Source organism: Bacillus cereus group sp. MYBK5-2 (assembly GCF_051915685.1).
Lineage (GTDB): Bacteria > Bacillota > Bacilli > Bacillales > Bacillaceae_G > Bacillus_A > Bacillus_A cereus.
Window position 1 is genome coordinate 251,112 of sequence record NZ_JBQAFE010000001.1, and the last position, 13,346, is coordinate 264,457.

A 13,346-nucleotide genomic window follows, 5' to 3' on the forward strand; every position below is an offset into this window, starting at 1 on the left:
TTGTATTAATTCGATAAAATATGACAGGGGAAAGCGAATTGGTCTGTTATGATAATTTTTGAAATTTTACATTTTGGAGGATTAATCATGAACAAAAAGAAGATTTTCGGTGCGTTAATAGGAATTGTAGCCTTATTTGTAATTATTAATGTAGTTGTTACGAAAGAGAAAACGACATCAACTAGTGAAAAAATGTACTCTGAGAAAGAATATAATAAATTAGTAGATGAACATTTTGAAGAAACGCAAAAGTTGAAAAGTGATATGAGTGTGTTAGAAACTGAAAAAAAATCTCTTGATGAGCAAGTGAAGATGACATTTTTTCAGATCCAATGTCACGAGCAGGGAAGTATAAGCGTCTATCTAAAACATTTTTAGAATTAGCGATCTGTTATTTGCCAATATTATTTTTATTTATGTATAGTAATACAATGAATTTAGGAGCCTTTGTAAATCCGAAAGAACTATACTTGACGCCAGGATTATGGGATAAGCAAGGTGTATCATTTCTATGGTCATTCTTATTTGAAACGCCATTTGCATTAATGAGAGGACTTTTTTTGACATTTATCCCCGTTGCGACATGTATGTTTTTCGTTTGCTCGTATAAAGCGAATCGATTGTATGAAGAGAGAAGATGATAGGATGGGGTCTCTTAAAGCTGATGCTTTGAGGGGCTTTTTTGAATTTAAAAATGCAACATCTAGGTTATATTGTAAAATATTTACTTTATAAACATTTGAATGTGATATAATTTTAATAATAATATTACTTAGGAGGATGATCATCATTCATACACTTTTAGGTATTATTGGAGTAATTGTTTTACTAGCTTTTGTTATCCACCCCGGCGTCCCAGACAAGCGTGTCCCTCTAAAAAATAAACTCGCAGTAATCCTTCCATTGATTGTTATAGCCGGTTTCATTTCCTTTTATATATGATTAAAATAAGAACTTATCAAGTAGAAAGAAGTATATATATTTTTCTACCAATGTGTAGTTCCACTAGGAGGTTGCTTATAATGAAATTTCATAAATACACAGTAACGCTTATGTTTCTAGCCATCAGCTCAAGCAATGACTTTTAGGTGTCATCACTGCTATTGTCCTCTTGTTAATCGCTGCATGGACCATACAGACGACCAACATAAATAAATTATTGTATTTCTCAATAAACAAAAATAACTTAACATAGTAAAATAATAGTTGGATGGGAGTGTAATACATATTATTAAAATTAAAGTGGTTCAAGTCGGAGGAAGGCACCTTAGGGTGTCTTTTCTTTATTTTGCTAATGAATAGCTTGTCCTCTTCTATATAACTCTTTAAAATATAAAATGTGCCATCTTTGCCCTTCCCTTATGAAGGGAGGGACAGGAATGAAAAAACGTAAAAAAAAGGCGACCAAAAAGACAGAATCCCAGTCTTTCGTAAGTAATCTAGCATCGTGGACGACAGTACTGAGAAATATTCATTACTTCTTCACGCAAAGCCAGTTTGTAAAACATATAATTCAATTCATCAAAGAACAAATTGGAATGTAAAAAAGTGCTGCTATGATTAGCAACACTCAACTCAAAAACTAAAGTAGATCGAACACTGAGCTGAAAGTACTGACCATACTTTCTTCGCACAAGACCAAAGTGATTTAGAAGCGGCAAAGATGTCAGTGTTCTATCTTCTACTAAGATTATATTTTATTTTGTCCATAATAGACCTATATATACGTTAATAAAAAAGAAATACCCCAGCGACCAACCGGGGTATTTCATGACCGATAGGAATGAAAAAACTTGGCGACCAAACCTAGCTTTTGTGTTATTCCCATAAAATTTAAAAACTAAGCAACATCTTGTTGCACTTTTATTTTATCATTATCTTTCTCTTATTGGAATACATTAGATTATTTTTTAGATAAGAGTCCAATACATATTATTAAAATTAAAGAGGTTCAAGTCGGAGGAATGAACTTTAGGGTGTCTTTTTTTTTTCTAAAAGAGAGTTTTGCTTTCAAGAAGATACATTTTCAATGGATTACTGCCATGAGTATATAGATAAAGTCCATTAAAACATGTATTTTTATGAATATGTATAATTACATGAAATTTCAGTGAAAAAGAGAGTATACTTTCGTATTGTGTAATAAAGATAAAGCCCGCCTACGGAAATAGGCGGGCTTTTTTTACTTATAAAGAAAAGACAACCTTTAAGGTGTCTTCCTTCGATTTGAAACATTTTACTAGGTTAAGTTTTTGTGATAATAAACTTTTTTAATTGGAATAAACCTACGCAGTACATCACTTTATTCTTAAGCATCATTCTCAACAAAAGTGAATATTTTCATTATCCTTTTCACTACAAAGGGTAGTAATTTAGAAGCTAAAAATGCAAGTACGAAAGCAATTGCCCATGTTTTTATCCATGATTTGAGAAATAAAGCTGTATATCCAACATTCATTGAAACCATGACGAAAGAGATAATACTAGATATACCTAAAATCATAAAGAAATTAAAAATTATCGGTTCAAATTTTTTATTGATTTTCAAAAATAACACCTATTTTCTATATATACTTTGCTGCCCGATTTCACCAACATCTAATCTTACAGTTTGAAATCTAGGTTGTCCAGTTTGTTTTACTTTGGTGCAATAGCAATATTGTTTGGAATAAAGTTTCACTTTATTATTTAAGAGCGAATAAATGAAAAATAAAATATCTAATAATATAGATAGAAATCCGCTTTTATACCTTTCAATAAAAGAATAATAGCATTATATATTATAAGGAATACTTGTCCTTAATTGTAAATGAAAGGGGGGAATTGGTATGAGTTATGGCTATGGTCACCCTCCAAAAAAATGCTTTGAACATCATAATGAAACTTTATCAACGGGTGTATTACGTAGACACTCCGCTACGTTATTTCTTACTGTTGAAGCTATGAATGTTGATCCAGATGATACTCGTAGAGTAACAGTTGAAATGTTTGATTGGTCATCAGGTTCTCCGGTATTATTACCATTAATAGACCCTTCAACACAAACATTGCCACCTAATCGATATGTTACTTTTCGTTCAGCAGCTCTTCCTCCAGCACTTTTTGCTTATGAAGTAAGAATCATTCGTCCGAAAGATAGAGATGTTGTTACGAATGTTTTTGGTCTTAGTGCAATCGTATTTAACCCACAAGAAGGAAATAATGTTTTACAACATGATTTAGCAAAATTAGACCTTAAATAGATTTTATAAAGGTCTATTTATTGAGCATGATTAAACAAAAGAGTAGGGTGTAATCCTACTCTTTTTTTAACGTTAACTAGAATTTTAAAAGAAAGCCTTCATCATTTTAGCATCTTTAATATTTACTATCACACCTTCTACCTTATCTTTCTTCTCATCTTTAGCAATTGTAATTTGTTCCTTATTATCAACCCAAACAAGAAATTCTTCTTTTGCGTCATCTTTATATGTAACGGTAATAGTAGAATGTGCAGATTCTCTCTTTTTTTGATCTAAAGTGATAGTTTTAGGTGTTCCATTTTGAACGGCTGAAACGATAGATTTTATCATTTCTTTATTATCTGTTTGAGATTTGGAAGTAGTATGATTTGTTGTTTTTAGTATTTCAATGTCTGAAATATTTGCGGAGTTTAATTGAAAGGTATATTGTGTATGTTCTTGCTTAACTTGTGAAGCTTTATCTGTAGCCGAGGTGCTTGTACAACCTATTAAATTGAAAGATAGAGCGGTTAGAGCGCATATAGATATGATTTTTTTCATAGTATCCCTCCTCAATTTAATTATAACAATTTTCTGTTAATTTAGGTAGTTATTGTAAGGTGGGTGAGGTGTGTTGAAGTGGTAAATCACGCTATTCTTTCTCTATCAAAAACAAAATTTAGATATTTTTTTAGATTTTATGTTTAACATTTCGAAAATAGGTGTACTACATATAATATAACAAATAATTCATTTTAAAGGAGGAAGTTAAAGATGGAAACGAAGTATAGTAAACCTTTTGTATATGAATTTATTACGGAGAAAGAGGTCATGAATGCGGCGAATGATCTAGTGAAGAAAGGAATAGAACAAAAAGATATTTACGTGTTAACACATGAGAAAGAGAGGACAGATAGAATCGCAGATAATGCAGACGTGAACACGATTGGAATAAAAGAGGAAGGACTTGGGACAAGCATTATTAATGTCTTTCAAAAAACGGGAGATCAGTTAAGAAATAAGATGCAGGAATTAGGGCTTAATGAGGAAGAAGCGAACTTTTATGAAGAAAAGCTGGATGAAGGAAAAATCTTGTTATTCGTTAAGGATTTAGAAAGAGTCGGTGAATGGTTACAAGAAAGAAGATGCATGTATTCTATTTAAATTTATATCCTTTACATCTATAAATCTATTACGAAAAGGAGATGGGAAATATAAGTGAGAGCGGGCTAAAAGAACAAATTACGGGTAAAGTTGAAAAGACAAAGGGACAAGTAAAAGAAGGAATTGGTGAAGTTACAGAAGATAGAGAGTTGAAAAATGAAGGGAAGTGGGAGAAGACGAAGGGAACGATAAAAGAAAAAGTCGGAAAAGTGAAACAAAAGATAAGTGATGGATTGGATAATAAAGAATAATACATGATTATCAAGCTTTGGTTACATACCAAAGCTTGATAAATCAAATATAAAAACAATATAGGAGGTTTAATTGTGGGACTTATTATTACGTGTATTGTAGGTGGACTTATTGGTGCGTTAGCTGGAATGATTACGGGAAAAGACTTTCCTTTAGGTATAGTTGGTAATGTGATTGCCGGATTAATCGGATCTTGGGTAGGTAGTGCATTATTTGGTCATTGGGGTCCTGAATGGGGAGGCATCTTTGTTCTTCCAGCGTTATTAGGTGCAATCGTCTTTATTTTAATCGTAACATTTTTCTCTAGAATGCTGCGGAAAGCGTAAGTATGATCATGAATAGTAATCTTAAGTTTTTTATATATAGCTATAAGGTTAATAGAGTGATAAATATACATAAAAAAGCATCCAATTAAACTAATTTGGATGCTTTTTTAATGTAATCTACATAGGAATGAGCGGGGGATGAAGGCCCCCACTCATTGAAATTACAATTTCTATTATGTATTAAACCATCGTTACTTTTTTACAATTATTTATTCTTACGACCTGCCTTGGTTCTATATGAGATAAGTCCTCGTTATTACCTATATCCACTACAATTGTATTCGTTAGTATATTAATAATGGAACCAACTAATTTTGTAGCATGATCGTGTCGATAAGAAAATTGAACAAAATCTCCCTTTTTAAAGCTGTGCTCTTCCATAGATAGATCCCCCTAAAAATAATGTTTATACATTATATATACACAAATTTATAAGGTTTAAACATTTGGTAGTATTTTTTACGTGTTAAGCTGAGAAAGGTGTAGAAAATTTATCCCGCTTTAACGGGCAGTAAGACCCCCACCTCAAAATTTAGCAGAGCAAAGAAATTAGGTGGGGGATCAACTGCCCATAAAAGTCCGATTGGTTCAACTAATAATCAGTGGGGGATGAAGAAAACCCCCACTGATTAAAGTTTCACTTTATTTATAATAAAAATAAAAAAATATGTTTAAAACTAATTTTTATGGGTAATTAAATAGTAAAAGTTCGAGATAAGGGGGCGGAAATGATGAATTTGGAAATAAATATTTTGCAAAATGATGTAGGTTATACGGTACAACTTAATGGTGAAATTGATGCGTATACGGCATCAGATTTGAAAAATAAGGTAATGCCTATTACAAGCGAAAAAGAGGTTCATATTGTAGTAGATTTTCATAACGTAGATTATATGGATAGCACCGGTTTAGGTGTTTTTATAGCGCTATTAAAAGCGGTTAAGAAAAATGATGGAAAACTAGAGTTTATCGGTGTATCTAAAAGGTTAAAAAGATTATTTGATATTACAGGGTTAACAGAAATATTAAATTTGAATTCCGATTTTGAAAAAGTAGAAAGAAGGTGACTAGGGATGATGGAGAGATTTGAAAAGATAGAAATGAAAATTCCTGCAAAGGCAGAATATGTGGCTATTATTCGTTTAACAATGGCTGGTGTTGCGAATCGAATAGGCTTTGCTTATGACGATATAGAAGATATGAAAATTGCTATTAGTGAGGCGTGTACAAACATTGTACAACATGCATACAAAGAAGACGTTGGAGAAATTACAATTGTCTTTGGGCTATATGAAGATCGATTAGAAATTATGGTTGCGGATAATGGGGTTAGCTTTGATTTTAATAACTTAAAAAGAAAAGTTGGTCCGTATGATATTAGTAAACCAGTAGAACATTTGCCGGAAAATGGTTTAGGTTTATATTTAATCAATACGTTAATGGATGATATACAAATCATGCATGATGAGGGCATGACGGTTTTAATGACAAAATATATACAAAGAGAGCAGGTGGAGAATGATGGAAATCCAATCTCAACCTACGAATCTTACTAAAGAAGACGTTATTAAACTAATTGCAGACTTCCAACAAAACCAATGTAATGAAGCGCAGGAAAGGTTAGTTGATCATTATAAAAATCTCGTATATTCCATTGCATATCGCTATTCAAAAGGCGGGCCGATGCATGAGGATATTATACAAGTAGGCATGTTAGGGCTCTTAGGTGCAATAAGAAGGTATGATTATTCGATAGGGAATGCTTTTGAGCCTTTTGCAATACCTACGATAGTAGGGGAAATAAAGAAGTATTTACGCGATAAAACTTGGGGCATTCACGTTCCAAGGCGAATTAAAGATTTAGGCGGAAAAATTAAACTTGCGATAGAGGAGTTAACAGATCACCTGCAACGTTCGCCGAAGATTATAGAAATCGCAAATCATTTAGGACTATCGGAAGAGGAAGTTCTAGAGATTATGGATGCGAAAAATAATTATCGAGTATCTTCCTTAGATGATGTAGTTGAAAATGCATCTGATGGTAGTTCGGTAGCGAGAATTGAATCTGTAGGTGAAGTAGAGCAAGGATATGAAGAGACAGAAAGGCGTCTCGTTTTAAAGGATATTTTTAACGTATTAAATGACACGGAAAAGAGTGTTATTCATTATATATTTGGAGAAAGTTTAAATCAAAAAGATACAGGGGAACGGTTAGGTATTTCACAAATGCACGTTTCTCGTATTAAAAGACAAGCGATAAGTAAATTGAAGCAAGCCGCATTTTTAGATACATAAAAATTAAAAATAATGATGTTTAAAACATGAGAAAAGGGGTACTTATTAAGTATAGGAGGAGATATGAAAATGTCACACGATGTGAAAGAACTAATCGAAGGATTGAATGAAGATTTAGCAGGAGAATACGCAGCAATTATTATGTATAACCATAATGCAGCTACAGTTTCTGGTATATATAGACAAGTGTTAAAGCCTTTCTTTGAATCTGAAATTAGTGATGAACAAGGACATGCCCTATATTTAGCGGAGAAAATTAAGACGCTAGGTGGTACCCCCACTACGATCCCTTTACCAGTGAAACAAGTAGAAGATGTTAGAGAAATGTTAGAATCCGCTAGACAATCAGAATATGAAACAATTAAGCGTTATGAAACGAGAAAAGAACAGGCAGCGAAATTAAATATGACAGAGTTAGTTGTAAAGCTAGAAGATATGATTGCAGATGAAACTAATCATATGGAAGAATTAGATCGTCTTTTAAATGATAAAGCAATGGTGTTAAATTAAAAGTAGAAATTTATAGAGTGAAAGAACAAATTCCTATTTCTAGGGGTTTGTTCTTTTGTTGTATAAATATGTTTGAGTAAGAAATTTTCATTTTGTAACTGAGTATGTAATACTAGAAAAATAGAAAATAATAATAGATTTACATTTTAAATAAGAAAAGGGGAAATAACTTGTGTCCATTTTAATTGTTGATGATAATCCGGTTAACATATTTGTAATTGAGAAGATTTTAAAACAAGCCGGATATCATGATCTTGTATCGCTCAATTCTGCACAAGAGCTCTTCGAATACATACAGTTTGGAAAAGATTCTTCCAGGCATAATGAAATTGATTTAATATTATTAGATATTATGATGCCTGAAATTGATGGACTTGAAGTTTGTAGGCGATTACAAAAAGAGGAGAAGTTTAAAGATATCCCTATTATTTTTGTTACAGCTTTAGAGGATGCAAATAAATTGGCCGAAGCTCTTGATATGGGGGCAATGGATTATATTACGAAACCTATAAATAAAGTTGAACTATTAGCACGTATGCGTGTAGCGTTACGCTTGAAATCAGAATTAAATTGGCATAAAGAGCAAGAAGAAAATCTTCGGAATGAACTAGATTTAGCTACGCAAGTACAAAGAAATTTATTAAGTAGCCCATTAAGAGAAGATCATATAAAAATTGAAGCAAGTTACTTGCCCTCATTTAAACTAGCTGGAGATATGTATTATTGGTATAAAATCGATGAAAATCGCTACGGTATTATATTATTAGATGTGATGGGACATGGTGTATCTGCTTCATTAGTTTGTATGTTTATTTCGTCTGTATTACGTGAAACGATTAAATGTTTAATTGATCCTGAACTCGTTATTAAAGAATTAAATAAATATATGACCCTTTTACATAATGAAAATGATAATATTCCCTATTATTTTACGGCCATATACTTAGTTGTTAATACAGAAGATAGAACAGTTGAATATGTCAATGCAGGGCATCCTTCTGGATATGTTTTAGTTGATGAAACAAATGTAGTTGAACTAGATCGCGGGAGTTGTGCGGTAGGATTTTTTGATGAAATAAAAGTTGAAAAGACAGTTATACCTTTTGAGAAAAATGCTCAAATCGTATTATTTACAGATGGTGTTCTTGAAGCAATTGCAAATGATGAATTTGAGGCTGAAGAGAAATTACGTACTTTTACAGAAAGAAAATGGGGAGATTTAGAAGGCGAGATAGAAGGGTTTTACAAGGAAGAACAAAAGAAAGCGCAATCAGATGATATGTGTCTCATTATGATACAAACGAATGCGAAATAAAAAGCGTATGAAATCCAAATAGAGGATTTCATACGCTTTTTATTGTATTTTTTGATAAATTTGTTCGCTAGGATTAAATTGAGTATAATGCGGCATTATATTTGAAAAACGAAGAGTTTCTTTATTCCCTAAACATAGAAAACCATTGTGACCTAAGCTTTCATAAAATAGTTGCTGCACTTGATTTTGAAGTTTACTTGTAAAGTAAATTAAAACGTTACGACAAAGTATAATATGAAACTCGTTAAAAGATTGATCGGTTACTAAATTATGCTGTGCAAAAATAATGTTTTGTAAAAGTGATGGATTAAAATAAGCAAAACGATTATCTGTTGAATAATAGTTAGAAAACGCTTGTGTACCGCCAGCTTGTAAATAGTTTTTCGTATAAGTTTGCATTTTATTTAACGGGAGGATACCTTGTTTTGCTTTTTCTAACACATTTGTATTCATATCTGTTGCGTAAATAACCGACTTTTCACTTAATCCTTCTTCGTGAAGTAAGATGGACATTGATAATACTTCTTCACCAGTTGCGCATCCAGCATGCCAAATTCTAATTTCGGGATGCTTTTTTAATTCAGGAATAACATGCTCTCTAAGCGCTTTAAAAAAGGCAGGGTTACGGAACATCTCAGTTACATTAATTGAGAAATCATTTAATAACTGTTCTAAAACCCCTTCCTCGTGAATTACTTTTTCAATTAATTTTGAAATGGTTGGGATATTAGAGAGCTGCATTCGATTACAAATCCTTCTATAAATAGATGTGCGAGCATATTGGCGAAAATCAAATCCTGATAGTTTAAATACCGCTTCCAATAGTAATTCAATTTCTAAGTTCGTGCGCTCATCCGTATCTACTGATGGATCAAAATTATAATACTTATTTTCCACTCCAACTAAACCTCACTTATTTTATTAACCATACACTCATTACCGAATAGAGTTGATGTAGATTTAATGGTTTACTTATATAATCTGAAGCGCCAGCAGATAAACATTTTTCCTTATCATTTGGCATTGCTTTAGCAGTTAATGCGATAATAGGTATTTCATGTAACCCTAAGTTCATTCGGATATTTTCCATCGTTTCATAACCGTCCATATTAGGCATCATAATATCCATTAAAATAAGGTCAATATTTGTATTGCTTTGTAGTATTTCTAAACACTCTATGCCGTTTTGGGCAGTAATAATGTTGGCATTTTGTTTTTTTAATGCATTTTGTAACGCAAATATATTTCGATGATCATCATCGACAATTAAAATTGTTTTCTCTTGGAAGACGTTATTTGTTTCTGGAGTAACGATAGTTTCTTCAACAACTTCAGCAGGAATAACATCTTCTATCGTTGCTGCGACTTCTAAATTGGATAACTGTATATCATGTAATCCATTTGGAAGGTTAGGAATATATACCGTGAAAGTACTACCTTCTCCTACATTACTCTCTAACGTAATCCAACCACCTAATAATCTCGCAAACTCTTTACAAATAGATAAACCTAATCCTGTACCACCATACTTTCGAATCGTTGCTCCATCTGCCTGTTGAAAGGCTTCGAAAATAAGCTGATGCTGTTCTTTAGCGATACCAATACCAGTATCTTTTACTGAAATTGTAATCCAATCTTTACTTATAGACTGCATATCATGACTCAAATTGGTTGTTTCTATCGAATCAAAATGTAAAGAAACGGATCCTTTTTCTGTGAATTTAAATGCATTGGATAATAAGTTTTTAATAATTTGCTCAATCCGTTTTGCATCTGTATAAAACAGATCAGGAATCGTATCACTGTCTTCAATAGTAAATTCGACATTTTTTTGTGCAGCTATATGTAAAAAGTTTTGATGCATATTGGCTGCCATGTCACTTATGTTCGTTGCCTCAAAAATGATGTCTAGTTTGCCTGCTTCTACTTTAGATAAATCTAGTATGTCATTAATTAAAGTAAGTAAGTCTTTCCCTGATGAATGAATGACAGTTGCTAATTCAATTTCATCGTCGGATAAATTGTTATCATGATTTTCTCTTAACATTTCAGATAATAGTAAAATACTATTTAACGGTGTGCGTAATTCATGTGACATATTTGCTAGGAACTCAGATTTGTATTTTGAGCTGCGTAACAACTCGCTTGCTTTTTCTTCTAATTCTGATTTGGTAATTTGTAAGTCAGCTGTCTTCTGCTCAGCCTCTTCAGTTCTAGACTCTAATTGTTCATTCGTTGTTCGTAATTCTTCTGCTTGCATTTGTAGTTCTTCCGCTTGCGTTTGTAATTCTTCTGATTGAACTTGCAACTCTTCTGTCATTGCTTGTGATTCATGTAAAAGAGTTTGAATTCGCATACGTCCCATAATGCTATGAATTGTTAAACCTAGATTATCAACGGTTTGTTGAATTAAATCTTGATGTAAATCTGAAATCTCAGTTACACTTACTAACTCCATTACTGCGATCACTTCATCCTCAAATAAGATAGGGATGACTAGTAAATTTTTAGGACGTATTTCTAATACGCCACTAGTGACATAACGAAACTCTTCGGGTATATCCCTGAGAATAAAACTTTTCTTTTCTAAGGCAGACTGTCCAATGAAACCTTCACCCATTTTAATGGATTGTTTTCCAATATCAGCACCTTGATCGGCGAAAGAAGCTTTTTTCACATAGTAGACAGTTTCTTCATATTCTTCACGTACATAAAATGCACCGCAAGAAGTTTGCGTTTTTTGTATAATTCCACTAAGAAGTTTTTTACCTAACATCTCAATAGAAGATACACCTTGATACAGTAAAATTAATTCTGCAAGCTCAGTTTGTAACCACTCTCTTTTTGATATTTCGTCTAGTAGGTGATTTGTTGTATGAGCAAGATCTTTTATTTCATCATGTGTATTTACATGAATTCTTTCCGTAATTTTTTCTTTAGAAGAAATGGATTTAATAGCTTGAATTACATTTTTAATCGTTTTTGTAATGGAATTCGAAATATAGAGTGAAACGATAATAGAAATACAAGAAAGTAAGAACAATAAACTGTATAACCAAATCTCTAATTTATTATTTTCAGTATCTAATTGTGCAGCTCTTTTTTTCGTTAGTTGCTCCTCAGTGCTCCGGAAGTTAGTTAGCTGTGATTGTAATGACTGAATTTGAGTCGTGTCGATTGTTTGTACATTATTACTATTATTATTTGCAATGAGTGGGTGAATCTCTTTATTAATCCAACTAGTAATGTTTTCGTTAATCTGTTTTAATTTTTCTTGCTGAGAGGGGTTATCCTCTAATAAAGCAAAAAGATCTTGATAATGTTTTTCGTAATCCTTTTCCGCAGAGTTAAGGGATTGCACGTAAGTAGGGTTATTAGAAATGATAAACCCTTTCGCTTTATTTTCAATTGTTAGTAACTCTTTCTCCACTTGATTCGTTAAATTGAGAACTTTAAAATCGTGATCAATAATAAAATTACGAGATTTTTGTAAGCTGGAAATCTCATTGTTTAACATAATGAAAGAAACAAGTAAGAACAAAATGATAACTAAATAACCAGCCATAATTTTGTAGCGAATACTAAATTTTACTTTCGAGTTCATTAAAAATTCCTACCTTCAAGGTTATTAAAACTTTTCTATTTTAAAGAATGAAAAACGTAATATATATTATATCAGTTTTCATAAGGTCAAACTAGAAATCCCCCTATTGTATTAGGGGGTTCTTTTTTAATAGAGGAAATCATTTTGAAATATAAAAACATATATGAAAGGTAGTAGACGAGGGAATAGAGGATAACAAACATTCTAAGAAGGGAAGAGTGTTCTTAAAGCTCTTTTTGCATCTATTCCTTCAAAAATAAATAATACAAGATCTCTCTTTTTTACAGTAAGGAAAAAGGATACTAGAGTGCTTAAATTTTTGATTGATGTTATTGTTCCATGTTTACTTATAAATAAATTAGCTTGAAATGTTGTCATTAAAGCATAAAAATGATGAATCTGAGTTATTGTAGGTGTTTCATTATAAGAAATAGTAGTAGAGTGAATGGCGTTCATCGTAATATTCCTTTCCATATAGTAAGCATAACAATATAAACATACCCGTTTTAAAAAATGTTAAACATATAAATAAGAAAAAATATAAGTATAGTTTTTTACGTTTAGAAAAGGTTAGGAAGGGTATACATATACTACAAAGAGATTGACTGAAGATGAATTGTAAGATGTCTATGTTTAGTAGATTAGTCTATCAAAATATA

16 protein-coding genes and 2 pseudogenes are annotated in these 13,346 nt (G+C 31.9%); 12 read left to right on the forward strand and 6 right to left on the reverse strand.

Features of this window, described 5'->3' with window-relative positions:
- Positions 1 to 87 precede the first annotated feature (87 nt).
- The 3 genes and pseudogenes from ACTFP3_RS01420 to ACTFP3_RS01430 form a co-directional block, all read left to right on the forward strand.
- Positions 88 to 345: pseudogene (locus ACTFP3_RS01420) on the forward strand (hypothetical protein); the annotation flags it as partial.
- Positions 306 to 641, forward strand: a pseudogene (locus ACTFP3_RS01425) (DUF2812 domain-containing protein); the annotation flags it as partial. The pseudogenes ACTFP3_RS01420 and ACTFP3_RS01425, both read left to right, overlap by 40 nt.
- Before the next feature lie 738 nt (positions 642 to 1,379).
- Positions 1,380 to 1,544: a hypothetical protein gene (locus tag ACTFP3_RS01430; protein ID WP_000746319.1), complete on the forward strand. Its 165-nt coding sequence runs from the start codon at positions 1,380 to 1,382 to the stop codon at positions 1,542 to 1,544.
- A 764-nt stretch (positions 1,545 to 2,308) separates the two neighbouring features.
- On the opposite strand, the gene ACTFP3_RS01435 is transcribed toward ACTFP3_RS01430, so the two are convergent.
- Positions 2,309 to 2,548 (reverse strand): DUF2798 domain-containing protein, encoded by a 240-nt coding sequence (locus ACTFP3_RS01435; protein WP_242259572.1) that lies wholly within the window; start codon positions 2,546 to 2,548, stop codon positions 2,309 to 2,311.
- Positions 2,549 to 2,828: 280 nt separating this feature from the next.
- On the opposite strand from ACTFP3_RS01435, the gene ACTFP3_RS01440 reads away from it, so the two are divergent.
- A complete protein-coding gene (locus tag ACTFP3_RS01440) occupies positions 2,829 to 3,242 on the forward strand; it encodes a hypothetical protein (protein WP_000120217.1) in 414 nt (137 codons plus the stop codon).
- Between the two features lie 84 nt (positions 3,243 to 3,326).
- Here ACTFP3_RS01440 and ACTFP3_RS01445 read toward each other — a convergent pair whose 3' ends face one another.
- The gene (locus tag ACTFP3_RS01445; RefSeq protein WP_326035682.1) at positions 3,327 to 3,782 is read right to left on the reverse strand and encodes a hypothetical protein; all 456 of its coding nucleotides are present in this window, start codon (positions 3,780 to 3,782) and stop codon (positions 3,327 to 3,329) included.
- Between the two features lie 213 nt (positions 3,783 to 3,995).
- On the opposite strand from ACTFP3_RS01445, the gene ACTFP3_RS01450 reads away from it, so the two are divergent.
- The 3 genes from ACTFP3_RS01450 (at position 3,996) to ACTFP3_RS01460 (ending at position 4,963) form a co-directional block, all read left to right on the forward strand.
- On the forward strand, positions 3,996 to 4,385 hold the full coding sequence (locus ACTFP3_RS01450; protein WP_053565103.1) for a general stress protein: 390 nt from the start codon (positions 3,996 to 3,998) through the stop codon (positions 4,383 to 4,385).
- A 50-nt stretch (positions 4,386 to 4,435) separates the two neighbouring features.
- Positions 4,436 to 4,636, forward strand: coding sequence for a CsbD family protein (locus tag ACTFP3_RS01455; protein WP_000004267.1), 201 nt, complete (start codon positions 4,436 to 4,438; stop codon positions 4,634 to 4,636).
- Positions 4,637 to 4,711: 75 nt separating this feature from the next.
- Positions 4,712 to 4,963, forward strand: coding sequence for a GlsB/YeaQ/YmgE family stress response membrane protein (locus tag ACTFP3_RS01460; protein ID WP_000522903.1), 252 nt, complete (start codon positions 4,712 to 4,714; stop codon positions 4,961 to 4,963).
- A gap of 180 nt (positions 4,964 to 5,143) precedes the next feature.
- On the opposite strand, the gene ACTFP3_RS01465 is transcribed toward ACTFP3_RS01460, so the two are convergent.
- Positions 5,144 to 5,344 carry a hypothetical protein gene (locus ACTFP3_RS01465; RefSeq protein WP_000391018.1) on the reverse strand — a complete coding sequence of 67 codons (201 nt, stop codon included), beginning with the start codon at positions 5,342 to 5,344 and terminating at the stop codon, positions 5,144 to 5,146.
- Between the two features lie 347 nt (positions 5,345 to 5,691).
- On the opposite strand from ACTFP3_RS01465, the gene rsbV reads away from it, so the two are divergent.
- The 5 genes from rsbV to ACTFP3_RS01490 all read left to right on the forward strand — a co-directional run bounded on the left by rsbV (position 5,692) and on the right by ACTFP3_RS01490 (position 9,083).
- Positions 5,692 to 6,030, forward strand: coding sequence for an anti sigma b factor antagonist RsbV (gene rsbV, locus ACTFP3_RS01470; RefSeq protein WP_002106052.1), 339 nt, complete (start codon positions 5,692 to 5,694; stop codon positions 6,028 to 6,030).
- A gap of 6 nt (positions 6,031 to 6,036) precedes the next feature.
- On the forward strand, positions 6,037 to 6,519 hold the full coding sequence (gene rsbW / locus ACTFP3_RS01475; RefSeq protein WP_000970572.1) for an anti-sigma B factor RsbW: 483 nt from the start codon (positions 6,037 to 6,039) through the stop codon (positions 6,517 to 6,519).
- A complete protein-coding gene (gene sigB / locus ACTFP3_RS01480) occupies positions 6,482 to 7,258 on the forward strand; it encodes an RNA polymerase sigma factor SigB (RefSeq protein WP_440009152.1) in 777 nt (258 codons plus the stop codon). The genes rsbW and sigB overlap by 38 nt, the downstream gene beginning before the upstream one ends.
- Positions 7,259 to 7,327: 69 nt before the next feature.
- Positions 7,328 to 7,768 (forward strand): ferritin-like domain-containing protein, encoded by a 441-nt coding sequence (locus ACTFP3_RS01485; RefSeq protein ID WP_000017741.1) that lies wholly within the window; start codon positions 7,328 to 7,330, stop codon positions 7,766 to 7,768.
- A gap of 172 nt (positions 7,769 to 7,940) precedes the next feature.
- On the forward strand, positions 7,941 to 9,083 hold the full coding sequence (locus ACTFP3_RS01490) for a fused response regulator/phosphatase (protein WP_000025517.1): 1,143 nt from the start codon (positions 7,941 to 7,943) through the stop codon (positions 9,081 to 9,083).
- Positions 9,084 to 9,122: 39 nt separating this feature from the next.
- On the opposite strand, the gene ACTFP3_RS01495 is transcribed toward ACTFP3_RS01490, so the two are convergent.
- The 3 genes from ACTFP3_RS01495 to ACTFP3_RS01505 form a co-directional block, all read right to left on the reverse strand.
- A complete protein-coding gene (locus ACTFP3_RS01495; protein WP_000429036.1) occupies positions 9,123 to 9,980 on the reverse strand; it encodes a CheR family methyltransferase in 858 nt (285 codons plus the stop codon).
- Positions 9,981 to 9,996: 16 nt separating this feature from the next.
- A complete protein-coding gene (locus ACTFP3_RS01500; RefSeq protein ID WP_440009155.1) occupies positions 9,997 to 12,687 on the reverse strand; it encodes an ATP-binding protein in 2,691 nt (896 codons plus the stop codon).
- Between the two features lie 204 nt (positions 12,688 to 12,891).
- Positions 12,892 to 13,143 (reverse strand): hypothetical protein, encoded by a 252-nt coding sequence (locus ACTFP3_RS01505; protein ID WP_140335724.1) that lies wholly within the window; start codon positions 13,141 to 13,143, stop codon positions 12,892 to 12,894.
- Positions 13,144 to 13,346: the final 203 nt, after the last annotated feature.

Bases quoted from the DNA above. Each gene is read 5' to 3' on its own strand.
- ACTFP3_RS01430 (WP_000746319.1), top strand. From the start codon at position 1,380: ATGAAAAAACGTAAAAAAAAGGCGACCAAAAAGACAGAATCCCAGTCT.
- ACTFP3_RS01440 (WP_000120217.1), top strand. From the start codon at position 2,829: ATGAGTTATGGCTATGGTCACCCTCCAAAAAAATGCTTTGAACATCAT.
- ACTFP3_RS01445 (WP_326035682.1), bottom strand. From the start codon at position 3,782: ATGAAAAAAATCATATCTATATGCGCTCTAACCGCTCTATCTTTCAAT.
- ACTFP3_RS01450 (WP_053565103.1), top strand. From the start codon at position 3,996: ATGGAAACGAAGTATAGTAAACCTTTTGTATATGAATTTATTACGGAG.
- ACTFP3_RS01465 (WP_000391018.1), bottom strand. From the start codon at position 5,344: ATGGAAGAGCACAGCTTTAAAAAGGGAGATTTTGTTCAATTTTCTTAT.
- rsbV (WP_002106052.1), top strand. From the start codon at position 5,692: ATGATGAATTTGGAAATAAATATTTTGCAAAATGATGTAGGTTATACG.
- rsbW (WP_000970572.1), top strand. From the start codon at position 6,037: ATGATGGAGAGATTTGAAAAGATAGAAATGAAAATTCCTGCAAAGGCA.
- sigB (WP_440009152.1), top strand. From the start codon at position 6,482: ATGATGGAAATCCAATCTCAACCTACGAATCTTACTAAAGAAGACGTT.
- ACTFP3_RS01485 (WP_000017741.1), top strand. From the start codon at position 7,328: ATGTCACACGATGTGAAAGAACTAATCGAAGGATTGAATGAAGATTTA.
- ACTFP3_RS01500 (WP_440009155.1), bottom strand. From the start codon at position 12,687: ATGAACTCGAAAGTAAAATTTAGTATTCGCTACAAAATTATGGCTGGT.
- ACTFP3_RS01505 (WP_140335724.1), bottom strand. From the start codon at position 13,143: ATGAACGCCATTCACTCTACTACTATTTCTTATAATGAAACACCTACA.